The organism is Mesobacillus sp. AQ2, from assembly GCF_030122805.1.
Lineage (GTDB): Bacteria > Bacillota > Bacilli > Bacillales > Cytobacillaceae > Mesobacillus > Mesobacillus oceanisediminis_A.
In genome coordinates, this window is the sequence record NZ_CP126080.1 from 3,016,446 (window position 1) to 3,041,180 (window position 24,735).

Below are 24,735 nucleotides of genomic sequence, written 5' to 3' on the forward strand. Positions count from 1 at the left end.
GAATATTTGTAAGCGGATTCATTTGAATAAAAGAAAACACACAGGAAATATTGCAGTATTCCTGTGTGTCTATTATAAATTATTGTTTTCTTGATTCTGTCATCTGTTTCCATACTGACCCTTTTGCTTCTTCGCCATGTTCAATCCGGGCAATCGCCAATTTCACCTGCATGCTTACTTCAAATTCGGAATCATCTTCAGCTTGCTTTAGCGCAGGCAAGGCTCTCTCATCCCCAACTTCATACAGGAACATGGCTGCACGCCAACGGACAAGCTTGCTTTGATCTTTAAGAGCTTCCATCATTGTGTCCATCGCTTCCGGGAACCCAAGATCCGATAAGCAATCTCCTGCTGTCCTGCGAACCGTAACAGTTTTATCCTGCAGGGCATTATACAATAAAGGCAGTGCTTTTTTATCCTCAATCATTCCTACATACACTGTTGCCAGGCGGCGTATGGATGCTTTCTCATCCTGTAACGCTTTTTCGAGTACAGCCAGGACATCTATTGTCGGGTCGTCCATTTGTTCAAGGAACTGATATCTGATGCGCCAATCAGGATTGTCCAAATCTGCCTCCGTTAGCCTGATCCTCTTTTTTGCCGCTTTCAACTGGGCTTCCTGTCCTGGATTTTGCGCTAATCTGACCAAATCCTCCAGCCTTTCCGGAGGATAAGCTGCCAAAAGCTCTTCGACAACCTCATTTCCAACGTGCTCAAATTCGCCATAACGGACACCAAGTTCTTTCCACCTACGGACCATGACCACGTTATCCTCAGGAGTCTGTACCTCTCCTATTTTTTTCACAAATAATTCCGGAAGTCCGAATCGCTTCTCTTCTGTTCCATCCGTTAGCTTCACTTGCATTGGGATTCCTTTATACATTTGGACCAGCACTTTGATTTCTCCAAAATGTTCATTGATTTCAAGTGAACTATCCCCGGATTCTTCTGCCTCTTCGCCGAAAGCTTTCCTCACTTCAGGAAGAATGACCTTCCAGTCAAATTTGGCATTCCTTTCGACTGCCAGGAAGTCTGCCACATGGTAGACCCCTTTTACCCCTTCAATATCCAATATGTTCAACACGACTTCCGGTGCCCCAGCCGCCGAGTCTTTTTTATAATTATTGCTCTTGCCCATAGGAAGTTCTTCGTCTAGATTGATTTTCATCGTATTCGGGCTTGGTGTTGGTTCAATCGATAAAATTTTCACATTCCCACCCCTTTATATTATTCAGGAATGAAGCCATTTTAACATAACAAATGAACAATCGCATTTGGGAGACATTAAACTAGGCCTGGAATCCAGGCCTTATTCGTCAGCGAGCTCAGATAAGTAGCTCCATCTTTCAATTAAATACTCTAGCTGTTCATTCAACTCTTCTTCTTCTTTCATCAAGGCCTGGCCTTTTTCGAAATCGCTTCCGATATTGGCCATTTCTCCCTGTACTTCTTCGAGTCGGGCTTCAGTACCTGCAATCTTATCATCAATTTCTGCCCATTCCTTTTGCTCTTTGAAACTTAGTTTCTTTTTCTTCGTTTTTTCAGGCTGCTCCGCCTTTTCTTTCTTCGGCTGGGAAGAAACCGAATCAGGTTTCGGGCGTTTTTCCAGGTAATCGGTATAATTGCCGTAATAAAGGTCTGTCTGGCCATCACCTTCTAATACAAGCAGCAGGTCAACGACTTTATCAAGGAAATAGCGGTCATGGGACACGGTAATTACAACACCAGGGAACTCCTCCAGATAATCCTCCAATACAGTCAAAGTCTGTGTATCCAGATCATTAGTTGGCTCATCGAGCAGGAGGACATTCGGTTCCTCCATCAACAGCTTCAACAGATAGAGCCTGCGCTTCTCTCCTCCTGAAAGCTTTCTGATCGGAGTTCCATGTGCATATGGCGGAAACAGGAATCGTTCAAGCATTTGCGCAGCCGAAATCGTTTTTCCATCGGTTGTATGGACAATTTCTGCTGTTTCCTTCAGGTATTCAATTACCCGTTTATTCTCATCCATGTCTTCATTTTCCTGTGTATAATAAGCAATTTTAACTGTCTGGCCCGTGATGATTTCACCAGAGTCAAGTTCTATTCTTCCCGACAGGATATTCAGTAAAGTGGATTTCCCTGTTCCATTTCGGCCGATGATTCCCAGCCTGTCACCCGGCTTCACGAGAAGGTTGAAATCATCCAGGATGATTTTGTTCTCATATTTTTTGGTTGCATCCTTCAGTTCAAGCACCTGCTTGCCCAGACGGCTGCCACTTAAGGAGATGTCCAGTTTTTCAGTGGACTTAACATTCGACACTTCTTCATCCAGTTTATCAAAACGCTGGATCCTTGCCTTCTGCTTCGTTGTCCTGGCCTTTGCCCCTCTCCTGATCCATTCCAGTTCCTGTCTGAATAAATTCTTCTTCTTCTCTAGTGTCGCGGCTTCATTTTCTTCGCGGATTGCCTTTGCTTCAAGGAAACTCGCATAGTTTCCTTTATAGCTGTATAGGCTTCCCCCGTCCAGCTCAAAAATCCTGTTCGTCACTCTGTCAAGAAAATACCGGTCATGGGTAACGAGTAAAAGTGATCCGGAATATCGGGAAAGATAGTCTTCCAGCCACTTGACTGTTTCATAGTCAAGATGGTTGGTAGGCTCATCCAGGATCAGCAAATCAGGAGATTCAATCAGCACCTGTGCGAGTGCGACACGTTTTTTCTGACCGCCAGATAGCTCACCCATTGTTCGTGTGAAGTCTGAGATCCCAAGCTGCATCAGAATCGACTTTGCCGCCGTATTCGCATCCCAGCCATCAGAACTGTCCATTCTCCGCTGCAACTCGTAAAATCTTTCCTGAACTCCTTCATCATCTGGTTTTTGGCCTAACTCAGAGAGAACCAATTCATAATCCCGCATCAGCTTCAGGATAGGAGCCTCTCCGCTGAAAACCTGATCAAGGACGGTTTTCTCTGGTTCCATTTCAGGCTGCTGGGATAAAAACGAGACTTTATAGTCTTTTGCAAAAATCAACTCTCCAGAGTCCGGCTGGTCAATCCCCGCCACGATTCTCAGCAAAGAAGATTTTCCGGTGCCGTTCACTCCGATTAATCCGACCCGTTCACGCTCGCCTATCGTAAATGTTATTCCTTTGAACAGTTCTTTTTCTCCGTATGTCTTTGTCACGTTTTCAATCGTGATCATTTTCATGCCTTACCATTCCATTCACTGTAAAATTGTTCAAGGAAAGCTTCCATAAAACGGTGCCTTTCCTCAGCTAGTTGTTTTGCATGGGGTGTATTCATTTTATCTTTCAGCTTCAAAAGCTTTTCGTAGAAGTGATTGACCGAAGAACTGCTGCCATTCCGGTATTCCTCAAGAGTCATCTCTCCTCTGACACCAAGGCTGGGTTCATGGATTGGATGGCCTTTCTTGCCTCCAAAAGCAAAAGTCCTCGCAATCCCGATAGCACCAAGGGCATCTAAGCGGTCTGCATCCTGGACGATCTCTGCTTCTATACTGCCGAGTTCCAGCACCCTGCCGCCCTTAAAAGAAACCGTTTCAATACAGCTCTTAATCCTAGAAGCAGTGTCACCATCTAATTCTATGCTTTGTAAAAATGAATCAAGCTTCGCCCATCCAGCTGCTTCCGATTCATTCAATTTATCATCCGGTATATCATGAAGCAAGGCAGCCATTTCGATTATGAACCAGTCACCCTGCTTTTCCTTCTCCCAAATCAGCTGTGCATTTTTCCTCACCCGGTCAATATGATGCCAATCATGTCCGGAAGAATCACTGCCCAGTTCCTTTTTCACAAATTCCTCTGTGATTTTTATTAACTCTTTCATATTCAGCACCTACTTTCCTACCGAACTCATTTTACCATATAAATCGGATGGTGATGGGAGTATAAGTACAGAATTGGACAGTAGGGCTTTATCTACATCTTATAGACATTTTGATTTTTTCCGCGTATTGAAATGTCTATTAAAACCGGTTTCTTGGACTTTTTGACCTCTTCCCCGCGTTGAAATGTCTATTTAAACCCGGTTCTTGGACATTTTGACCTCTTCCCGGCGTTGAAATGTCTATTTAAACCCGGTTCTTGGACATTTTGACCTTTTCCCGGCGTTGAAATGTCTATTAAAACCGGTTTCTTGGACATTTTGATCTCTTCTCAACGTTGAAATGTCTATTAAAACTTGTTTCTTGGGCATTTTGACCTCTTCTCAGCGTTTAAATGTCTATAAAAATCGGTTTCTTGGACATTTTGATCTCTTCCCGGCGTTGAAATGTCTATTAATCTCAGCTTATTATTCCCAAAGACAAAAGAAAAAGTGCCAAATCGGCACTTAGACTTTTGCGTTATTCCAGCTGATTCCGATGGTATGTTCACCGGCATGGACGCCGATGACTGCTCCAATCGGGCAGCTGAGGAATTGAATACCCGGGAATATTCCTTCAAGCTGGCTTTGCCATGCATCAGCAGCTTCTTTGTGAAGTCCATAGAGGATGTATACCTCTTCTACTCCGTATTTTTCATGAGATACCTTTAGATACTCGAATATTTTGTCGCGGGCCTTCTTGTCGCTTCGCACCTTTTCCTTGGTATTCAATCCGCCATCTTCAATGCTGATGATTGGTTTTATGCTGAGCATACTTCCGAGGTAAAATTGCACCCCCGACATTCTTCCGCTGCGATGAAGCTGTTCCAGATTCCCAATCATCACATAGGTTTCATTTGAATCACGGATGATTTCAAGTTTTTCCTTTATCACCTCAACGGTGGCACCTTGCTCAGCAAGATAAATCCCCTTTTTCAAAAGTGATGTCAGCGGATAAGTGAGGATTTTCGAGTCAAAAGTGATGACCGGTATGTTCACAGCTTGTGCCGCCTGTACACTTGAAGCGACTGTTCCGCTCAATTTTGAGGAAATCAAAACCGCGAAAACAAGGTCATATTCTTTTTCAAGTTTTTCATACAACTCCATAAAGACACCCACAGGCGGTTGTGAAGTTTTAGGCGGCGTCTTCACCTCTTTTAACTTTTCATATAATTCTTCTGCCGTTAAGTCCTTGCCATCCAGGTATTCAACATCATCCAAAACAATTGTCATTGGCACCTGGTAGACATCGGGATTGTTTTTCAATTCCTCATCCAGATAAGCAGTACTATCCGTTACCCAAGCTATTTTCTTCAAACAATCTCCCCCCATTTAAAACCTGTTTTCTCCCCGGACAGCTATACATGTCCAAAGTTTATATTAAACATAGATAGTTTTCTGCAGATTAATGTTTAAAAACATTCTGATAATAGATTATTCTGAAAACAACATAGAAATTCCTGCCTATTAAAGCAGGAATTATTATTCAGCCAATAATTTTTTTAGTTTATTCAACGAGTCAATCATATAATCGATCATTTCTGTTAAATCATCAATCTGCTCCTCATAAACGAGGCGGTTAAATGAAACCCTGGCATTATTTTTGATCCATTCACTTTCTGCCAGCGGAGAAACCTGTAAGGATTGGACGATTTCCCTTTCCTTTCCCCAGATATCTTCCAGTTCTTCCTGTATGGATTGATAAACCTGAACTTCTTTTCTCAGCAGCAATGAGAATGAAATGTCGACTATGCATCCTGCAAGGGGATTAGCGCCTCCGCTCCCTAATAATTCAGCGGAAAGATTCTCTAAACCAGCCTCTAAAGTCAAGGTCGCCGCAATTTCTTTTTCATTGTATCCACTAACAGTGAAGCAAATTTCGTATTTTCTCGATAGCTTGGCTGAATTGATCCAGTCATTCCGATCAACTACTTTGATTTCCCCGCTCAAATCCCTGTCATATATTTCGCCGTCTATTACGACTTTTATGTTTTCAAAAGCTGTCGGATCAAACAAAACAGTTCACTTCCTTTAAATTTCAAATCCAATATTAAGGAACCAGCCTCCCATATGGAAGGCTGGCACTTAGATTTCGAGACGATTTAGACTAAAATAGGCCAACTGCATTCCCATCTTCATCAACGTCCATATTCAGCGCAGCCGGCATTTTAGGAAGTCCAGGCATCGTCATGACTTCACCTGTCAGGGCGACGATGAATCCCGCTCCTACCGATGGCTTCAATTCTCTGACTGTAATGGTAAACCCTGACGGACGGCCAAGTTTTAGAGGATCATCTGATAAAGAGTATTGTGTTTTAGCCATACAGACTGGCAGAACACCCCAGCCAAATCCTTCAAAATCCAGGAGCTGTTTCTTAGCCTTTGTTGAGAACTCGACTCCATCTGCACCATATACCTGAGTGGCAATCTTCTTGATTTTATCCTCTAGTGTATCGGATAGGTCATATAGATGGGCAAAGGAATTTTCACTTTTTTCAATCACATCGAGCAAAGTCTCAGCCAGCTCAATTCCACCAGCACCGCCCTTTTCCCATACTTCTGTCAGCGCAACTGGTATGCCTGCATTCTCACACATTTCTTTCAGTGTATTCGTTTCAAGCTCTGTATCGGTAATGAATCGATTGATTGCAACAACATACGGCAAGCCGAAGCTGGCAATCGTCTCAACATGCTTTTTCAAGTTCGTGAAGCCGTCCTTTAAGGCCTGGACATCCTCGTTCACCAACTCGGTCTTTTTCATGCCCCCGTGCATTTTCAGCGCTCGGATGGTAGCGACGATGACAACTGCTGATGGGTCGATTCCAGCTGTCCTTGCTTTGATGTTCAGGAACTTTTCAGCACCAAGGTCTGCCCCGAACCCTGCCTCCGTCACAACAAAATCAGCGAGCTTGGATGCCGCTTCCGTTGCGATGACACTGTTGCAGCCATGGGCAATGTTCGCGAAAGGTCCGCCATGGATTAATGCCGGTGTATGTTCAATCGTCTGGACAAGATTTGGTTTTACGGCTTCTTTCAGTAAAAGTGTAAGTGCGCCTGCTACACCCAGGTCACCTACAGTGACAGGCTGCTTTTCATAGTTATAGGCAACAACCATGTTCGATAGACGTCTCTTTAAATCCTTCAAATCGCTTGCAAGACATAAAACAGCCATGATTTCTGAAGCAACCGTGATATCGAACCCGTCTTCACGAGGCACACCCTGAAGAGGCCCGCCAAGTCCGATGACAACCTTCCTTAAGGCACGGTCATTCAAATCAAGAGCACGCTTCCAGACTATTCTCCGCTGGTCGATATTCAGCTTGTTCCCCTGCTGAAGATGATTATCGATCAAAGCAGCCAGCGCATTATTGGCGGTGGTGATGGCATGAAGGTCCCCTGTGAAGTGGAGGTTAATATCCTCCATCGGAAGCACCTGGGCAAATCCTCCGCCTGTTGCGCCGCCCTTGATTCCCATTGTAGGTCCGAGTGAAGGCTCACGCATGGCAATCATTGTTTTTTGTCCCAGTTTATTTAAAGCGTCAGCGAGTCCGACCGTCACTGTCGATTTCCCTTCCCCTGCAGGAGTTGGATTAATCGCTGTGACAAGTACAACCTTGCCGCTTTCCTTTGTCTTTAATTTTGTCAAAGCTTCTGATGACAGCTTTGCTTTATACTTGCCGAACATCTCGATATCATCGGCATCGAGGCCTATGCTCGCTGCAATATCAACAATTGGCTTCATTTCGCTTTCACGGGCAATTTCAATATCTGACTTAACCTGAACATTTGTTTCCATTCCTAATCCCCCCAGATATTATCTATGTGCTTACCATCTTATATTCTATCATCAGAAAATTACTATCAGGTAAAAAATATTTATTTGTCATAAAATTTCCTCTTTAGTCAATTGCTCCGTGAAAGAATTCAGACTATAATAAAAATTACTGACTTTAGTTTGCTAAAAGGGAGGTTACTTTATGCCAATCAAAATCCCGCTGCACTTGCCAGCGAAAGAAATATTGGAAAGAGAAAACATTTTCATCATGGATGACACTCGCGCTTCAAGGCAGGATATCCGCCCATTAAATATTTTGATCCTGAATCTTATGCCTGAGAAAGAAAAGACTGAGAGACAGTTGCTTCGACTGCTCGGAAACACTCCACTCCAGGTCAATATCACTTTTCTGAAAACAGCTACATACAATTCAAAAAACACATCCCAATATCACCTTGAGGAATTTTATCAAACCTTCAGCCAGGTAAAAGAAAAGAGATATGACGGAATGATCATTACCGGTGCGCCTATCGAACTAATGGAATTCGAAGATGTGGAATACTGGGATGAGATGAAGGAGATCCTCAACTGGACAAAGGAAAACGTGACCTCTGCTTTGCATATCTGCTGGGGAGCACAGGCTGCCTTGTATCATCACTATGGCATTGGTAAATACGTCCTTCCAAAAAAATGTTCCGGAGTCTTCAATCATGTAGTATTGGATGAAACGGAAAAATTGTTAAGAGGCTTTGATGATGAGTTTCCAGCGCCTCATTCACGCAACACAAATATCTCCCTAAAAGAACTGGAAGAGCATCCTGAGTTAAAAATCCTGTCGGTCTCGGAAGAAGCAGGTCCCTTGATCATTTCAAGCAAAGATGGGGCCAGAATCATGATTACTGGCCATCTTGAATATGAAGCTGCAACTCTAGCAGAGGAATATGCACGAGACAGGGACAGGGGAATTGATATCCAGGTTCCTGAGCATTACTTTCCAGATAACAATCCTGAAAAGAAACCGGCCAATCGCTGGAAGTCTCACGCACATTTGTTTTTTTCAAACTGGCTCAATTATTATGTGTACCAGGAGACTCCTTTTGAATGGAATTAAAAAAAGCACCGACAAATCTCGGTGCCTTTCTTTGTGCTCTAAACTGGCTTAGGAACCTGGAACATGAAAACCCACATAAAAGAAAGTGATTGCTGAAGCTCCAACGGAAGGGACCCCAGGGAAAGCTGTTCGGCCGCTTTTTTGTAGACACCATATTCCCCAACCTTTTTCCATCCAATCTCCCCTGCCAGTTTTTCCAACTCCCAGGGCATGATTGTATTGCAGAACACTTCTTCTCCGTACAGTCTCCGGAAACTGTTCCTTCTCGGGGCAGCTGTTGGTCCAAGGATGGCAATGCAAGCAAATCCATCAGGCTTTAATACCCTTGCAACTTCCTTCAAAGATTCAAACGGGCTTTCCGTCCACTCAATCGAGTTGATTGCCATCACTGCTTCAAAGGTATTATCCTCTATTCCGCAATCAGTTAAATTACCCTTCATAAAATCACAATCACTTGAATTTTGCCTGGCTTTATCAAGCATTTCCCCGGAAACATCCATTCCCGTGACCACAAATCCTGCTTCCGCCAGCTTCCTTGTGCCGACACCATCCCCACATCCTAAGTCACAAATCGCCGCACCTGGTAAGACAAATTTTTTGATGAAGGGAACGATATCCTTACGGCTTCCGTCCTCCCACATCCCCTTGCTTCTTGAATTCCATGATGTTGCCATGCTGTCCCACAGTTTTTCCGATTCCTTCTTCCAATCTGATGTATTCAAAAGCTCACCCGCCTATTTCTTCTAATAATAGTTAATTCGTCAAGAAAAGCAGAATTCCTGTTAAGTTTATTTTTCGAGGAAAAGTGCAAGACTAGGTGGATGAAAGGAGAGATTGGATTGGAACAAGAACAGTTAGTCGCAGTACATAAAAACAATGCTGGTGAAATCATCAGCTTCCAGACCTCAAGCGGGAGGATCATCTCTTATCGCAAAGCCTTGTTGGAAGCGTATGCCGGGAATATTTCCGGGGTGAACATAAATGAGGAAACCAATGGGATTTCCTCATTAATTTCAGCAGACGGTTCCGACTTTCAAACTTATCCAGATATATACTGAAGACAAAAAACACCTGACAGCAGTGCCAGGTGTTTATTTTATTGGTCATCGTTTTGTTTTTGGATCGCCCTTAATTCCTGGACCCTGGATTTGTCTTCTTCGAAAAACTGGACAAGGTCACCGATCCTGTCGATTGCATCCCAGCTTAAATGATGTTCAATGCCCTCGACATCATTATAGATGTTTTCTTCCTTTACACCGATTACCTGTAATAATTGCTCAAGTAATTCATGGCGGTAAACCAGCCTTTTGCCAGTTTTGTATCCTTTAGGAGTCAGCACAAGCCCGCGATATTTTTCATAAACCAGGAACTGGTCTTTATCAAGTTTTTGGACCATTTTTGTTACTGAGGAGGGATGGACCGATAATGCCTCTGCGATATCTACTACCCGGGCATAACCTTTTTGTTCTATTAAAATAAAAATTTGTTCAATATAATCTTCCATACTAGGTGTTGGCATCCCATGACCTCCAATGCTTATACAATAGCCATATTAAAGTTTACTATAGAAGGACAAGGGTGACAAGGCGCTACTCCCCTTGATTGACAGGCTGTGGAGCCAGATCGAATTTCAGTTTGTTTTCGGCCGTATCCCAGTAAAGCTTTGCGTTGAAATTTCGATCTTTGCTCTGGAAGCCTTCGATTACATCTGTGCTTCCTTCAGCCAGCAGCTTCTTTATATTTTTTTGGGTCACTGTCTTTCCAAGGATCTGTTTGGATAGGGTGAAATTACATTTTGTTTTTTGGTAGTTGGAGCAACCATAAAACGTCCCCTTGTCCACAACCATGCCATCGCATTTCTTACATTTCCCCAGATTCGTTCCGCGCCTTGCCTTCCCGCTTTTTTTTCCGGGCACAAAGGCGTTGGTGAGTTCCTCGGAAAATGTCCAGCTTGCTGAACCTTCGGTTGTTTCCGTAACCAGGTGCTTGATCATTTTTGAGGTTTGCTCGATAAACTGTTTGGGCGATGCCTCCCCTTCGCCTATCTGGTGCAGCCGCTGTTCCCATTTAGCTGTCATTTCCGGTGAAGCAAGGACTTGTCCGCCAACTGCGGCGACGAGTATTTTTGCTTTGGCTGTGGCATATACAAGATTTTTACGGACCTCGATATAGGCCCGGTCCTTAAGCATGGTAATGATTCCTGCTCTCGTAGCTTCAGTTCCAAGCCCTTCTGCCTTCATCAGGACTTTTTCCAGTTGCTTGTCTTCAATATGCTTGCCGGCCGTTTTCATTAAAGTGATCAACTGTCCTTCAGTCAGTCTCTTTGGCGGCTGTGTTTTGCTTTCTTTCACTTCAGTTTTCACGACAATTCCCGTTTCACCCTGCTGAACAGCAGGCAGCTCTGGTTCTTTGTCTGCGTCTTTTTGCGGAAGCACCTTCTTCCAGCCTTCCTCAAGCTGGACTTTCCCCTTCGAGATAAATTCAGCCCTGCCATCCACGACGGTCTTAATGGTCGTATACTCCGCTATATAAGGTCCATAGTGGGCGGCGATCAGCGTCCGCACGAGCAAATCATATAGTTTAAGCTCATCTCCCGAAAGCCTGCCCAAGTTGGGAACTTGTTCGGTGGGGATGATCGCATAGTGGTCTGTCACCTTTTTTTCATTTACAAATCGTTTATTATTTTCAATGGATTCCACTGGCAACGGAAATAACGGTCCATAATCAGGAATCGCCTTGAGTTTATTCAGGATTGCCGGAAACCCTTCCGCTTCGCCTGGAGTCACATACCTTGAATCCGAACGGGGATAAGAGACGATTCCCCGTTGATAGAGCCCTTGTAAAATGTCGAGCGTCTTTTTCGGCGACATCTTGAAGCGCCGGTTTGCTTCAGCCTGAATCGCTGAAAGATTGTATAATAATGGCGGCAGGAATTCTTTTTTCTCTGAATTGACTTCTGCTGCTTCAGCAGCTTTGCCGTTGCAGAATTCAGCAATTTTTTCAGCCATTTCTTTTGTTTTGATCCTTGAGTCACCATCTTTTTCCCATTTGCCCGTGTATTTTTTGCCATTGATATTAAATTTCCCGATTACCTCCCAGAATGGTTCTGAGACGAAGTTTTCGATCTCCAGCTCACGTTTTACAATGAGAGCAAGTGTGGGCGTCTGGACTCTTCCAACGGAAAATACATCTGAATACCCCTTCATCTGCAATAAAAGAGTGTAAAGTCTGGATGCATTCATGCCGACAACCCAGTCAGCACAAGCTCGGGTATAAGCTTCAAAATACAAATTCTTTGTATCTGATTCACTTAACAATTTCTGAAAACCTTCTTTTATCGCTTTTGGGGTGAGGGAGGAAATCCACAGCCGTTTCATCGGTTTCGTGCAATTTGCAAGGCGAAGGATATTCCGGATGATCAGCTCCCCTTCCCGCCCAGCATCACCTGCATGGATGATTTCAGTTACCTGGGGGTCCGAAACCAATCTTTTTATAATATTGAATTGCTTTGCTTTTGATTTTACTACTTCATACTGGAATTGGTCTGGAATGATCGGCAATGTATTCAGGGACCACTTTTTCCAGGTTGGGTTGTACTGTTCTGGCGCGGATAATTCCGTTAGATGGCCAATTGCCCAGGATACATAAGCACCATCGGGAAAAATTTCATTTGGAAGGATCTCAATGTATCCATCTTTCTTCTTCATTTTAAAAACGGAGGCCAGCGTTCTGCCCTGGTCAGGCTTTTCCGCAACGATCAACTTCATAATTTCCTCCTGAAAAGCTTTTATAAGAGCGTAGTGTAAACCTAAATTCTATTTTATCTTTTTTTCGACAAGAGCGTAAAGGACTTTTATCTCAGCATCTAAAACACATAAACAGGCAGCTGATTGCTCAGCTGCCTTCTAAAAATTTTCAATATCGAACGGCTCGACTTTATTATTATCATTGATGTACCAGCGATCCCTATGAACAACTGCTGAAACAGTCAAAATCAATGAAGGAACTTTTTCAATCCTGACTACGATCGCACCGACTAGCTCCTGGAAAATCACGAATGACTCGCCGTGGCTGAAAGCAGCCCATTGCGGACCCATGATGGCGATGGAACGAATGATTTCTTCCTTTTCTTTTTGTTCAAGGGAAAGATGCGGAGAAAAAATGATAATCCAGTCCTCATCACCAATCGAAAAGCGATACATGCCCTCACCCTTTTATTCATCATATTTGACTATTAAAAGATATGATTGGCAGGTATATTTTATACCCCTACGATTGAATCATTTAAGACCCGTGAAATTCTCAAACCGCGGTTGAGACGCAAATCAATCAGAGTATCATCGGTCTTGATCAGAGCCCTCAATGGTTCAAATTTATCGACCATAAGGATTGTCCCTTCTTCACCATTGCTTAAAAGAACGCGTTTCCCGACAAGGCTGTCCATGATCCTGTATAAAAAAACCAGCATGATTTTCGGGTCGAATTTGCCGAAAACATCATTTTGCATCTGGGAAATGACTATATGGAATGGTTCTGCCTGATGGTAAACCCTCGAAGACGACATGGCATGATAGACATCAGCAATCGCCACAATTTTGGCAAACTCGTCGATTTTATCGCTGGGCAGACTGAACGGATAGCCGCCACCATCCTCCCGTTCGTGATGCTGGAGTGCGATGAGGGCAACCCTGTCATTCAACTCGGGTATATCCTTCAGCAATCTGTATCCATACACAGTATGCCGTTTCATTTCGGCGTACTCTTCAAGTGTCAGCCTTCCTGGCTTATTGAGAATGTCAGCCGGTATCCTGGCCTTTCCGATATCATGAAGGGTAGCTCCCAGAGAAAGATCATTCAAATCGGACTGATTCAGATTCAGCCATTTTCCAAGCAATGTTGAAATGATACCGACACAAACTGTATGCCTGTAAGTATACTCATCTTTTGACTTAAGTTCATAAAAAAGATGGTAGATATGAGGTATTTCTGCTGCCTGTCTGATCGCTGGCATGATTTCATTCTTGATTTCGGAAACAGGTACAACGCCTGTTTTCGCAACTACATCGAATATCTCTTCCATTTGTATGGAAGCTGCGTCAAGTTTCCTTGAAATATCATTGATTTTAGTATTTACCGCATTCTGTGATGTAGGGTCCTGAACGGGCTTTCCGTTCCTGATTGAATCCAATAATGTCTCAATTTGATAATCAGATAAGGACGTGAACGCTGATGGAGTGGTCTTCATCATAGTACCCTCCTCTAAGCTAATAATAGACTTGTTTTTTAGTTGATTGCTGTTCTTAAAACTTTTGCAGTTCAAAAGGAATACTTTAATAAGAAAATAATAACAAATTTTTCCGGAAATAGGAACCTGGAGGCTTATTTTTAATTAACTAAATTTTAAGATTATTTTCAGTATAATAGCGCTTACAATCTTGACTAGGACTATCCCAATATTGTATATTTAAGACATCATTTAATAGAATATATTTGCCATGTCAGAGAATGCAGGTGTATCCAATTAGATGATAATATTCAACTTGACGCAGACATTGTGTCGCGAAAGACATGGGAGGAAAGTTTAACATGCAAAACGGTAAAGTTAAATGGTTTAACAATGAAAAAGGTTTCGGCTTTATTGAAGTAGAAGGTGGAGACGATGTATTCGTACACTTCTCAGCGATCCAGGGTGATGGCTACAAGTCATTAGAAGAAGGCCAGGAAGTATCTTTCGAAATCGTCGATGGAAACCGCGGACCACAAGCAGCTAACGTAGTGAAACTATAATTCCAAAAGTTAAAGGCTGGCGCCAGACGCCAGCCTTTTTGATTGTATTTGATTATAGACATTTCGCATTCTCCATGCCCCTGAAATGTCCTTTAATTCCTCTTTCTTAGACATTTCGCCTTCTTCATGACCTCAAAATGTCCATTAAAATCACTTTCTTAGACATTTTGCATTCTTCATGACCTCAAAATGTCCATTAAAACCACTTTCTTAGACATTTCGCCTTCTTCATGACCTCAAAATGTCCATTAAAACCACTTTCTTAGACATTTCGCCTTCTTCATGACCTCAAAATGTCCATTAAAACCACTTTCTTAGACATTTTGCATTCTTCATGACCTCAAAATGTCCATTAAACCCTCTTTCTTAGACATTTCGCCTTCTTCATGACCTCAAAATGTCCATTAAACCCACTTTCTTAGACATTTCGCCTTCTTCATGACCTCAAAATGTCCATTAAAACCATTTTCTTAGACATTTCGCCTTCTTCATGACCTTAAAATGTCCACTAAAACCACAATGATTATAATTTCTGTCCGCACTTTTTTATTTTCTCGCCGACGGTGCATTCTGTTATGCAAAACCGGTGTGCGGATCGTTTTCCGTGTTCTTGCCGGTTATGCTTTTTCAGGAAGCATCCATTGCAATATGTATTGAGCAATGTTTCTACCTCAGCAAGGATTTCATTTCGAGTCAATCGTTTCCCTCCTGGCTATATTATTTGCATTTTGCTGTTGATCATCTTCCCCTGCAAAGCTTGGGTTGCCAGCTTGTCAGCCTCTTTGTTCTCTTTCCTTCCTACCGGATTGTATTTTGGGTGCAATCCGAGGTCCTTTATCTTCTTTTCGATCCGGTCCAGCCAGCGGTTGAGAGTTTCTTCATAGCAAGGCCACTCACCCTCCAGCTGCTTCAAAACCACCTGGGAATCACCTTTTATTTCACAAGACATGTTCCTGACGCCCATTTCCTCAAGGATAGAAAGCGCAAAATAAAGAGCTGCATACTCTGCTTCATTGTTCGTTTCCAGCTCATCGAATACTTCATTGGCGCGCAGCCTGTATTTCTTTTTGCCCTGCTTGTAATAAATGATTGTGCCAAGTCCGGCCTTATAATGGGCATTATCGAATCCTCCATCGAAATAAACAGTCAGGTCATGAGGCTCTTCTTCCACCTCTGCAAGAAGTTTGCGCATTTCCTTGATTGACCAGGAGGTACCAATTTCATCAATGAAGGAGATTTCCAACGCTTTGCCCGATTTTTCGAGTTCTTCACCAGCCTGAAGTGCATGTTCTCCATCCAGATAATCAGAGCTGAACAGGATAGGAGCCAGACCTTTTGTTTTATATTCCCATTCCAATTTATATTTCAAGACTTCTCCCCACTTTCCGATCAGTTGTGTCTCCACCATTTTTAGTTATCTTACCCATTTTCCATGACCGTTACAATGAAAAAGAGTTGTTGCTGCAGAAAATGCATTTGTATATTTTTATAAATAATCGCTCCTATTATGATACACTATCTATTATCTGTACAAACCAACCGGGAGTGATCGTTTTTGTTCGAGGTATATATCGATGGAGCAAGTGCTGGCAACCCGGGACCAAGCGGTGCTGGCATTTTTATTAAGGGGGAAGGGGAGGTTTTTAGATATTCCATCCCTCTTGGCGTCATGTCAAACCATGAAGCTGAATATCATGCATTTATAAAAGCATTGGAAATCTGTATTGAAAAAGATTTTAAAGTTGTTTCCTTCAGGACTGATTCACAGCTGGTCAATGCTGCGGTCGAGAAGGAGTTCGTCAAAAACAAACTTTACGCCCCACTTCTTGAAAAAGCGTTGATGCTTGCAGGGCAATTCGATCTGTTCTTCATGAAATGGATTCCATCGAGCGAAAATAAAACAGCTGATGAATTAGCCAGGAAAGCGATAAGAGACAACAATACGAAAGGAAACGATATCTAAATGAAAGCATCAACTTTTGCAGACTTAAGCTTATTATTTGTTGCTCTTATCTGGGGTGCAACTTTTGTCGTCGTACAAAATGCCATCTCCTTCCTTGAGCCATTAGCGTTTAATGCCGTCCGATTTAGCATTGCCGCAATCCTGCTGGGACTATGGCTAGTGATCTTTGAAAGGCATCAACTTCAGAAAGTTGATAAGAGATTGCTTTTATCAGGGATCATGCTGGGTTTTTGGCTGTTCATAGGCTATGCCTTCCAGACGCTTGGCCTTTTGTACACTACCTCTTCAAAGGCTGGTTTTATCACTGGCTTGAGCGTCATACTGGTTCCCTTGCTGATGATTGGGATTTTGAAACAGCGCCCTGGAATGAACTCAATAGCAGGCGTTTCAGCGGCCACCACCGGCCTCTATTTATTAACGATGTCAGATGTGTCGGGCCTTAACATCGGGGATGCTTTTGTGCTGATTTGTGCTGCAGGTTTCGCCCTCCATATCGTTTTTACCGGCAAGTTTTCAAGCAGTTATCCTACACTGCTTTTGACAGCTGTGCAGATTTCGACTGTTGCCGCTCTTTCAGCAGTATCTTCTGTCCTTTTCGAGGACTGGCAAAGGGTTTTTCAGCCAGAGGTCATTTTTTCTGCGGATGTGATGGTAGCCTTATTGGTTACATCGATTCTTGCAACCGCCCTTGCGTTCTTCATCCAGACGAATTTCCAGAAGCATACGACTGCTACACGAGTTGCCCTGATCTTTGCAATGGAACCTGTTTTTGCAGCGATTACCGCTTATTTTTGGGCAGATGAGCGCCTGACCTATAGCGCATTGGCGGGTTGTGCGCTGATTTTTGCCGGAATGATCTTCGCTGAATTGCCATCAGGAAAATTCGAAAGCTTCGTTCGTAAAATATTCCCGAAAAAAGAGGCTGATTTCAAAGCATGACGCTTTGGAACCAGCCTTTTTTAGGAACTAGCTTAGAATAATTTCCACTTAGAGAATCGCCAGGGTTCAGCGCATAGCCAGTTTTCTCCTCTTGCTAAATTTTCTCTAAAGTATATTGCGATAAGCGTTAGCGCTGAGCAGCTTATCGGGGCTGGCCAAGGCGCTTCCGCTTTTCGTCATACGGCCAAAAGCTCGATTTTTTTGACAAATTGCAATGCTGCTTTGCGGGAATCAATTTTATTAGAAGCGAACGTTTCAAGCAATGAAATATAAAAGCTCCCGTCAAAACCTTTTTGAGCCATCAGGGTGATTTCAATGGCTGCATTCGCGAGTTCATCGGTGGAATTCGTATATTGCTGTCCGAAATAAATGAAGCCGATTGCATCTTCGCGAAAAAGGAACCCCTTGCTCTTCAAATGAAGCAGATAATCTTCAACTGTCCGCACTGACTGAATCAATCCTCTCTCTTCAAGCCGTTTCTAGTAAAATTTTACCGCATTAATCGAGCTTTTTCTACCGTTTTTTCGTTAAATAATAACCAGCAAATCCCATAAGCATACCTAAAAGGGCGCCTCCAAGCACTTCTTTCGGCTGATGCCCGAGCATTTCTTTCAAAGGATCCGGGGACTTTTCCTCAAACTCCACTGGGTCGTCCTGATGTATTTTATCAATCAATTCATCAAGGTCATTCACTTTTAAAGTAAGTTCTCCTGTCTGCCTTCTGATCCCCTGGGCATCATACATAACTATCATGCCATAAACTAGGGAAAGCGCGAAGTCAATCGAACGCACTCCCCTTGTAAGGGCAACATAGGTGGTTAAGGATGAGACACCAGCTGAGTGTGAGCTGGGCATGCCTCCTGTAGCCAAAAACAAATCTGGTTTCCATTCCTGCGTTTTTGCATAATGAATCGGTATTTTTAAAGCCTGAGCCAGGCCGATACTTGATATCGCGATCACTGCACCTTTATTCATATCTGTCACCTCCATGTTATTTTGAAGAAAAATGATTGCTTTTATTCTTGACCGTTCATAATAAGGATTAAGCTGTTCAAGCAGACAACCTATTAAGGTTAATTCACTTTTCTATGAAGTTTTAAACAAAATTTTTTGGAGGGATCAACTGCGATGAGTAAAAAGGGAAACAGAGGAACAAAGGCACCAGGAGTTAATCCACAGGGCTACGGGCAGGATGCTGAATTTGCTGAAGAACCGAAATCAAAGCTTGAGAATGCCGCCAAGAAGAAGAATACAAAATAATTGGCAATATAAAAACGGCTGGAGCAGAATCCAGCCGTTTTATTAAGCGTACATTGTATCGTTTTCAAAAAGGCGGTGCAAGCCTCGCAGTTCTACTTCATTAAACTTGGAAAGAAGCTTATCCCTGTCAATTCTAAATAGGGCATCGTCCATCCTGCATTCAACCGGTACATCGCACTTGATTTCAGCAAGCTGCCTGCTTAGATGAAGCATCTCGAGGTCCGCCTCGATTTTGGCACGCTGTGATTTCGTCAATTGATGCAGGTTAGCGATGACACCTTCCACATTCCCGTGTTCCTGAAGTAATTTAATGGCGGTCTTCTCACCAATACCGCGGACACCGGGATAGTTATCGCTTGGGTCCCCCATAAATGCCTTCAAATCGATCATCTGTTCAGGCCAAATTCCCTTTTCTGCAAACAAAGTATCTCGATTGTGAACCAGATAATTCCCATAACCTTTTTGCAGCAGAATGACTGAAACCCGGTCATCAATCAACTGAAGGATATCCTTATCCCCGGTCAAAATCGTGATCGAATCCACTTCCCTGGCAGTCTTTGCAATCGTGCCGATACAGTCATCTGCTTCAAAGCCTGGAAGGCCGATATTCGGAACATCAAGTGCTTCCACTACTTCTTTGACAAGATCGAATTGGGGCAGTAGCTCTAAGGGTGCATCAGGTCTGTTTGCTTTATAATTATCAAACATTTCAGTGCGGAATGTTTTGCTGCCCATATCCCAGCAAACCGCTGTATGGGTAGGCTTGAATTTAGCAACAGCAGTCGCGAAATGCTTGACGAAACCATGGACTGCGTTGGTCGGCACCCCTTTGGAATTGATCATGAACTGTCCGGAAACAGCTGTTGCGAAGAATGCCCTGAACAACAAAGCCATTCCGTCAACTAGCATTAGTGACGATTTATTAGTATCCAAAGCTAGGCCTCCTTAAAATATTGTTTTGATAAGTCTTTATGTTAAACGCTTGGCGATATTTAATATACAACTTTTTTATTATAACATATCTCATGGTCATACTTCGCACGGAAAATTACGCCTATTGTTCTATGTAAAGACGAGGGCCTCTATCAACCTCCGATCACGAAAACACCAGGAAATTGCATTTTTAAAAAACTCCACGGCCCCGCAACCGCCATTTTTTTGCGGAAGCAGACCGTGGAGGCCTTCGACATCACTTACTCTTCGTGTTTCACTCTTCCCCGGAGACAGGATTTTCTTTATATGAAACCCAGTCACTATAACTGCCAGCATACAGTTTGACATTTTTGAATCCTGCTTCTTTCAGGGCAATATAATTAGGAGTTGCTGTCACTCCTGATCCGCAATATACGATGACAGGCTGGTTCCGGTCAAGGTCGGCAAAACGCTTTTCTTGCTGTTCCCTGGACTTAAAAGACCCATTTTCCAAGCCTTCCATCCACGGTTTATTGATGGCAGTTGGAATATGGCCCGCAATTCTGTCAATCGGCTCTTCAATCCCTTTATAGCGTCTGCTTTCCCGTGAATCGATCAGGACCGCGTTTCCTGAGCCATTGAGTGCTATATCCTTTACTTCTTCATAAGAGGCCAGCATATCTTTCTTCTCTGTTAAGGTATATGCTGTTTTATCATACTGGGGTTTGGTTCGATCAATTGGATAGCCTTTATTTTCCCACCCAGCGAAGCCTCCGTTCAGGATATACACCTTTTCATGGCCAACGTATTTCAGAATCCACCATAACCTGGATGCAAAAGCACCTTCCTTGCCATCATAGGCAATGATTGTTGTTTCATTGTTAATTCCTTCAGCCTGAAGTTTATCTTTAAGCAGGTTCAAATCAGGAAGCGGATGCCTGCCGCCGTGCTCACGGACAGCGCCAGACAAGTCCTTTTCAAGATCGAAATAGACTGCTCCAGGAATATGACTTTGTTCATACTGTTGTCTGCCCTCTTCAGGATCTCCAAGCTTGAACCGGCAATCCACAACTCTTAGATCCTTCTCGTCAAGATGCTCCTTAAGCCAATCAGCGTCTACATAATTTTGCAAGGATACCACTCCTCAGCTTTTAGTTTTAGCCATCAATTTCTTTACATGTTCTTTTGGATCCCAGCAGTCAAATTGATAGTGGCTCTTAGTCTCATACCCTAGCCTGCTGCAATAATACTTCATTTTCCCATCCTGTTTTACAGCCTGGAAATTAACACATGTTGCACATGCATGGAATCTTTTGCCGCTCATGCTTACAATAAACCCTTATAGTTGTTTTCAATTTTCATTAGTGCTTGTTTAACCACTTCTATTGAGAAATTCTCTTCAAGCGCAGAGGTGACCCCTTCAAAATACTCATGGATTTGTTCTGAAAAGTCATTTTGTACTTTTTCGAACTCCCGCTTCATTTCTAGCATATAATGTTCTTTCAATCTTGAATTCTCTTCCTCTAGATATTCCCCGGAAGGTCCGTGTAAAAGCTGTTCAAGTTCCTCTGCCATATATCTTTTTTCATTTTTCTCAAAGAACGACTTCGGATTTTTGAACATTCCTAGCGCTTTCTTGAAAATGGCACGGTCGATGCTCTGGTAAGCTGTCTCAAATTCAATTCCTGATAGTGGTCCATTTTCCGTGAATGAAATGGATACCGAAGAATTAATTTTTGACAGTTCAGTTATAAGCGCTTGCTGGAATTCCTTGAGCAGCTGGGCAATATGGTTTTCAACCCTTAATGAAGTTGCTCGCATTTCCTGTGCCAGGTCATATCCAATACTTTCAATCAAATCATCCAACGCCGACTCCAGAGCTTTCTTCAAGTTTCGTCCATCATCCTTCAAAAGCGCAGGATTGAACGCCTCCCTGAAGAAGTCACCAAAGCGAATGAAGACACGCTGGCGAATATAATAAGTCAATTCGTCCCCCTCCTGCTTCAAACGCTCTTCAAGGATTGCGGGATTCTTCTGGGCCAGAACAGCCAGCAACCGTTCTTTTTCAGATAGCAGGTTTTGACGTTTCTCAGCTTTTGCTGCCTTATCTTCTTCTGCCGAACGGATCAATTCTTCAATCATGCTCACAGCCTGATGCCATTTAGCCTCAGCAGACTCGACAGCCATGTTCATCAGGTCATTGGCAATGAATCTATAAAACGCTTTTTCAAATGAGTTAAAGAGCTGGTCACCGCCACTGTCCGGCTGCAGTTTTGCATTCAGCCCTTTTAAGCTGGATACAGGGAATAGATGCGGGTTCCTTATTCCGTACTGGACAAGCTGCCCTTCAACATATTCCAGAACAGCCTCCTGTTCTTCCACTGAGTTCGCCAAATCGACTGCATTGACGATGAAGAACATTTTATCAAGTTCAAAGCTGTCCTTTACCCTGCCAAGCTGAATCAGGAATTCCCGATCCGCTTTTGAAAAGGCGTGATTATAATAGGTGACGAAAAGAATGGCATCAGAATTCTTGATATAATCAAAGGCAACTCCGGTATGGCGTGCGTTGATTGAATCAGCGCCTGGAGTATCGACAAGAGTGATTCCTTCCCTTGTCAGCTCGCAATCATAATAGACTTCGATCCATTCAACAAAACATGATTTCTCCTCTTGTGCTACATACTCCCGGAAGGAATCCAGGTCAACGGATAACTGTTCACCGAATTTTCCCCTGAAGTGATTAAATCCTTTCGCAAAGGCCTGGAGAAATGAGTAATGTGTCTTTTCTATTGCACTATAACCGCTGTCTTCCCATTTAATGCTTTTGATTTGATCGATCGCTCGCTCAAAATCAGTGATATTCTCGCCGAATAATCCAAGTGAACGTTCAAGTTCTTTCGTGAGTTCTTTATCCGTTTTGATTTTAACAATAACTGAACCATGGGGATGTTCTGGCGTCACCGGTTTGATTTTATTGATTGCGGCCGTTGTCGGGTTAGGTGATACCGGTAAAAGTCTTTCCCCTACCAGCGCATTGGCAAATGAGGATTTCCCAGCACTGAATGCACCAAAAAGGGCAACAGTGAATTCCCTGTCTTTGATCCGCACTGCTTTATCCTTCAATTCGCGGGCAATCTTTTTCAGTCCCGGAATCCCTTCAATCTGTTCAGATGTGAAGTTTAATTTCCCCGCCAAATTTTTTTGCACTTCATGGAACTGTTCTATATCATTACCTTCCTGGTCAATGGAAGATATCTCATCCTTTACAGGTTCACCTTTTTCTTCGGCAGGTTCCGGTGTGCCAGGATCCAGGTTTCTGATCACTTCCGGCTCATCCTGTTCAGCATCGAAAAGGCTAAAGTCCTCATCTTTTAACTGAATTGGCTCTCCATAAAGAATCTCAGAAACATGCCTTCTGTCCTCGTCTATTTTTTCCCTGATTGCGGACAAACCTGACCAGGCGTCCAACAGCTTTTCATATTTCTGTTCCTTCTCGACAAGTTCATTCACTTGCTCATCATCATTGACTTTTGCATATTGAAGGAACATTTTTTTAATTGGTTCGAGCTCTTTTCGCACGAGGTTTTTCAGGGCCTCAGCGACATCATTCGTATAATTCAGGACATAATCACCTGACAGCCTGGCGCCAGACTTGACGGCTCCAGACAGCAATTCTTCACCAAAATCCACCTTGAAACCATTGGCAGCTGCCTGAAGATCAGGTTGTGATAATTGGTGTTTTTTAAATAGCTTTGTCAAAAAGTCTTTGATGTGCCAATTTAGCTGTGATTGGACCTTTTCCTCGAGATCCTGATAGAAACTGGCCAATCTGGCTGCTCTTTCCTGTTCGGTTTTTTGTTTTGAAAAAAACAAGCCTACTTTAAAATCCGGCTGCCTTGCCTGCAGGTATGATTCTGCCAGCTCCCTTGTCTGGAACGGCATAAGATATGCATTCTTCAGGATGTCATTCTGGCCTGACCTGAACTCTTGTTCTGGGTCTTGCTCTATTTTGATTTTGGCAATATGGCTTCTTATTTGATCCAGTTCGTTTGAAAGCTGCTGCCTTTCGCTTTCAGAGAGATCTCCGAGAATGGATTCATATTGTTCAACCTGAGCCGAAACATCCTGTTTTAGGCGGCCTAAATGATCCTCTGAGAGCTTCTCCAGGGACTTGAAGATTGAAACAGGCAAAATTTCCGCCCTTTTGCTTTTTCGCTCAATGATGAATTCACGAAGCTCTTCAAACTGGTTTAATGGCGACTCAGGAACTTTAAGCGACGTATAAAAAATTCCTGAATGCTTTACTCCCCAATCTGAAAAAGAAACTTCCACACTTTCCTTGAATTGTTCAAATGACAGCTCAGCATCCTGATGCTTATCAACCTGATTGATAATTAAATAAAGCTCTTTTCCTGCATCGGTCAGCTCTTTCGTAAAAAGAAAGTTCAGCTCCGATTGCACATGATTATAGTCCATGACATAAAAAACAAGGTCTGAAAGATGAAGGGCAGATTCTGTCGCGATCCGGTGTGCATCATCCGTGGAATCTATTCCAGGTGTATCCATAATGACAGCCTGCTGCAGGAATTCCGCACCGTTGTGGCTGATTTCGATTGCCTGGATCTGGTCACCATCCTTACAATAGCTTTTGACCGTTTCATAATCATATGGAGCAGGGTAAAGCCTTGATCCTCCGTTTTTAAAAAAGACCTTTGCATATTCTGCTCCTGATTTAATTTTCACCAGATTTGCGCTTGTAGGGATCGGACTTGATGGCAGGATATTGTCGCCGATCAATTTATTGATCATGCTCGACTTACCTGCAGAAAAATGGCCGCAGAAGGCAATCGAAAATTCTTCTTCAACCGCTTTCCTCCCCAGCTCCCTCACTTTTTCAGCGCTTTCTCCATCTTGATTCGTTTTTAATAAATGATATAAAGATAAAATCTTCCCGAGAAGTTTATGATCTTGATGTGCTACAGTCTGGCCCATTCCTCAAACTCCTTGTGACAAAATTGTGAATAACTTTATTTTATACGATTTTTCGGCCTTTTCCTATTATTACATTTTTTCTAGTAAAAAAAGAAAAACCCGAACATCATGTCCGGGCCGCCATTT

24 protein-coding genes are annotated in these 24,735 nt (G+C 43.0%); 6 read left to right on the plus strand and 18 right to left on the minus strand.

Annotation, left to right across the window (positions count from 1 at the left end):
- Nucleotides 1-79 precede the first annotated feature (79 nt).
- The 6 genes from QNH36_RS15180 to QNH36_RS15205 form a co-directional block, all read right to left on the minus strand.
- Nucleotides 80-1,210, minus strand: coding sequence for a conserved virulence factor C family protein (locus QNH36_RS15180; protein WP_283903743.1), 1,131 nt, complete (start codon nt 1,208-1,210; stop codon nt 80-82).
- A gap of 99 nt (nt 1,211-1,309) precedes the next feature.
- Nucleotides 1,310-3,190, minus strand: coding sequence for an ABC-F family ATP-binding cassette domain-containing protein (locus tag QNH36_RS15185; RefSeq protein WP_283903744.1), 1,881 nt, complete (start codon nt 3,188-3,190; stop codon nt 1,310-1,312).
- Nucleotides 3,187-3,831, minus strand: a complete 645-nt coding sequence (locus QNH36_RS15190; RefSeq protein WP_283903745.1) for an HD domain-containing protein — start codon at nt 3,829-3,831, stop codon at nt 3,187-3,189. The genes QNH36_RS15185 and QNH36_RS15190 overlap by 4 nt, the downstream gene beginning before the upstream one ends.
- Nucleotides 3,832-4,335: 504 nt before the next feature.
- Complete coding sequence (locus QNH36_RS15195; protein ID WP_283903746.1) at nt 4,336-5,184, minus strand: DegV family protein; 849 nt, start codon at nt 5,182-5,184, stop codon at nt 4,336-4,338.
- Nucleotides 5,185-5,349: 165 nt separating this feature from the next.
- Nucleotides 5,350-5,883 carry a hypothetical protein gene (locus tag QNH36_RS15200; protein WP_283903747.1) on the minus strand — a complete coding sequence of 178 codons (534 nt, stop codon included), beginning with the start codon at nt 5,881-5,883 and terminating at the stop codon, nt 5,350-5,352.
- 91 nt (nt 5,884-5,974) lie between these two features.
- Entirely contained in the window at nt 5,975-7,663 is a 1,689-nt protein-coding gene (locus tag QNH36_RS15205) for a formate--tetrahydrofolate ligase (protein ID WP_283903748.1), read from the minus strand.
- Nucleotides 7,664-7,844: 181 nt separating this feature from the next.
- Here QNH36_RS15205 and metA point away from each other — a divergent pair, with 181 nt between their 5' ends.
- Nucleotides 7,845-8,753 carry a homoserine O-acetyltransferase MetA gene (gene metA / locus QNH36_RS15210; RefSeq protein WP_283903749.1) on the plus strand — a complete coding sequence of 303 codons (909 nt, stop codon included), beginning with the start codon at nt 7,845-7,847 and terminating at the stop codon, nt 8,751-8,753.
- A gap of 38 nt (nt 8,754-8,791) precedes the next feature.
- On the opposite strand, the gene QNH36_RS15215 is transcribed toward metA, so the two are convergent.
- On the minus strand, nt 8,792-9,475 hold the full coding sequence (locus QNH36_RS15215) for a class I SAM-dependent methyltransferase (protein WP_251540627.1): 684 nt from the start codon (nt 9,473-9,475) through the stop codon (nt 8,792-8,794).
- A gap of 117 nt (nt 9,476-9,592) precedes the next feature.
- On the opposite strand from QNH36_RS15215, the gene QNH36_RS15220 reads away from it, so the two are divergent.
- Nucleotides 9,593-9,811 (plus strand): DUF3892 domain-containing protein, encoded by a 219-nt coding sequence (locus tag QNH36_RS15220; RefSeq protein WP_144479953.1) that lies wholly within the window; start codon nt 9,593-9,595, stop codon nt 9,809-9,811.
- Between the two features lie 38 nt (nt 9,812-9,849).
- Here the strand turns inward: QNH36_RS15220 and mntR are convergent, their stop codons facing one another.
- The 4 genes from mntR to QNH36_RS15240 form a co-directional block, all read right to left on the minus strand.
- Nucleotides 9,850-10,272, minus strand: coding sequence for a transcriptional regulator MntR (mntR, locus tag QNH36_RS15225; protein ID WP_144479955.1), 423 nt, complete (start codon nt 10,270-10,272; stop codon nt 9,850-9,852).
- A gap of 70 nt (nt 10,273-10,342) precedes the next feature.
- On the minus strand, nt 10,343-12,520 hold the full coding sequence (locus QNH36_RS15230; RefSeq protein ID WP_283903750.1) for a DNA topoisomerase III: 2,178 nt from the start codon (nt 12,518-12,520) through the stop codon (nt 10,343-10,345).
- Nucleotides 12,521-12,658: 138 nt separating this feature from the next.
- Nucleotides 12,659-12,955, minus strand: a complete 297-nt coding sequence (locus QNH36_RS15235) for a hypothetical protein (protein ID WP_144479959.1) — start codon at nt 12,953-12,955, stop codon at nt 12,659-12,661.
- 59 nt (nt 12,956-13,014) lie between these two features.
- Nucleotides 13,015-14,001: an HD-GYP domain-containing protein gene (locus QNH36_RS15240; RefSeq protein WP_283903751.1), complete on the minus strand. Its 987-nt coding sequence runs from the start codon at nt 13,999-14,001 to the stop codon at nt 13,015-13,017.
- A gap of 338 nt (nt 14,002-14,339) precedes the next feature.
- Here QNH36_RS15240 and cspD point away from each other — a divergent pair, with 338 nt between their 5' ends.
- On the plus strand, nt 14,340-14,540 hold the full coding sequence (cspD, locus tag QNH36_RS15245) for a cold-shock protein CspD (protein WP_144479961.1): 201 nt from the start codon (nt 14,340-14,342) through the stop codon (nt 14,538-14,540).
- A gap of 523 nt (nt 14,541-15,063) precedes the next feature.
- Here cspD and QNH36_RS15250 read toward each other — a convergent pair.
- Together QNH36_RS15250 and QNH36_RS15255 are read right to left on the minus strand one after the other, a co-directional pair.
- Nucleotides 15,064-15,237 (minus strand): zinc-finger domain-containing protein, encoded by a 174-nt coding sequence (locus QNH36_RS15250; RefSeq protein ID WP_144479963.1) that lies wholly within the window; start codon nt 15,235-15,237, stop codon nt 15,064-15,066.
- Nucleotides 15,238-15,252: 15 nt separating this feature from the next.
- Nucleotides 15,253-15,909, minus strand: coding sequence for a reverse transcriptase-like protein (locus tag QNH36_RS15255; protein WP_283905425.1), 657 nt, complete (start codon nt 15,907-15,909; stop codon nt 15,253-15,255).
- Between the two features lie 186 nt (nt 15,910-16,095).
- On the opposite strand from QNH36_RS15255, the gene QNH36_RS15260 reads away from it, so the two are divergent.
- Together QNH36_RS15260 and QNH36_RS15265 are read left to right on the plus strand one after the other, a co-directional pair.
- Nucleotides 16,096-16,503 (plus strand): reverse transcriptase-like protein, encoded by a 408-nt coding sequence (locus QNH36_RS15260; protein ID WP_283903752.1) that lies wholly within the window; start codon nt 16,096-16,098, stop codon nt 16,501-16,503.
- Nucleotides 16,504-17,442: a DMT family transporter gene (locus QNH36_RS15265; protein ID WP_251540631.1), complete on the plus strand. Its 939-nt coding sequence runs from the start codon at nt 16,504-16,506 to the stop codon at nt 17,440-17,442.
- A gap of 176 nt (nt 17,443-17,618) precedes the next feature.
- Here the strand turns inward: QNH36_RS15265 and QNH36_RS15270 are convergent, their stop codons facing one another.
- Nucleotides 17,619-17,900, minus strand: a complete 282-nt coding sequence (locus tag QNH36_RS15270) for a DUF6123 family protein (RefSeq protein ID WP_251540633.1) — start codon at nt 17,898-17,900, stop codon at nt 17,619-17,621.
- Between the two features lie 55 nt (nt 17,901-17,955).
- Nucleotides 17,956-18,417 carry a divergent PAP2 family protein gene (locus QNH36_RS15275; RefSeq protein ID WP_144479969.1) on the minus strand — a complete coding sequence of 154 codons (462 nt, stop codon included), beginning with the start codon at nt 18,415-18,417 and terminating at the stop codon, nt 17,956-17,958.
- Nucleotides 18,418-18,570: 153 nt separating this feature from the next.
- Between QNH36_RS15275 and sspL the strand changes: the two genes are divergently transcribed.
- Nucleotides 18,571-18,702, plus strand: coding sequence for a small, acid-soluble spore protein L (sspL, locus tag QNH36_RS15280; protein ID WP_023627620.1), 132 nt, complete (start codon nt 18,571-18,573; stop codon nt 18,700-18,702).
- A 42-nt stretch (nt 18,703-18,744) separates the two neighbouring features.
- On the opposite strand, the gene QNH36_RS15285 is transcribed toward sspL, so the two are convergent.
- From QNH36_RS15285 to QNH36_RS15300, 3 genes are all read right to left on the minus strand, one after another.
- The gene (locus QNH36_RS15285) at nt 18,745-19,635 is read right to left on the minus strand and encodes a 5'-3' exonuclease (RefSeq protein ID WP_144479971.1); all 891 of its coding nucleotides are present in this window, start codon (nt 19,633-19,635) and stop codon (nt 18,745-18,747) included.
- Between the two features lie 274 nt (nt 19,636-19,909).
- Nucleotides 19,910-20,755 carry a sulfurtransferase gene (locus QNH36_RS15290; protein ID WP_313959735.1) on the minus strand — a complete coding sequence of 282 codons (846 nt, stop codon included), beginning with the start codon at nt 20,753-20,755 and terminating at the stop codon, nt 19,910-19,912.
- Nucleotides 20,756-20,940: 185 nt separating this feature from the next.
- Complete coding sequence (locus tag QNH36_RS15300; RefSeq protein ID WP_283903754.1) at nt 20,941-24,609, minus strand: dynamin family protein; 3,669 nt, start codon at nt 24,607-24,609, stop codon at nt 20,941-20,943.
- Between the last annotated feature and the right edge of the window lie 126 nt (nt 24,610-24,735).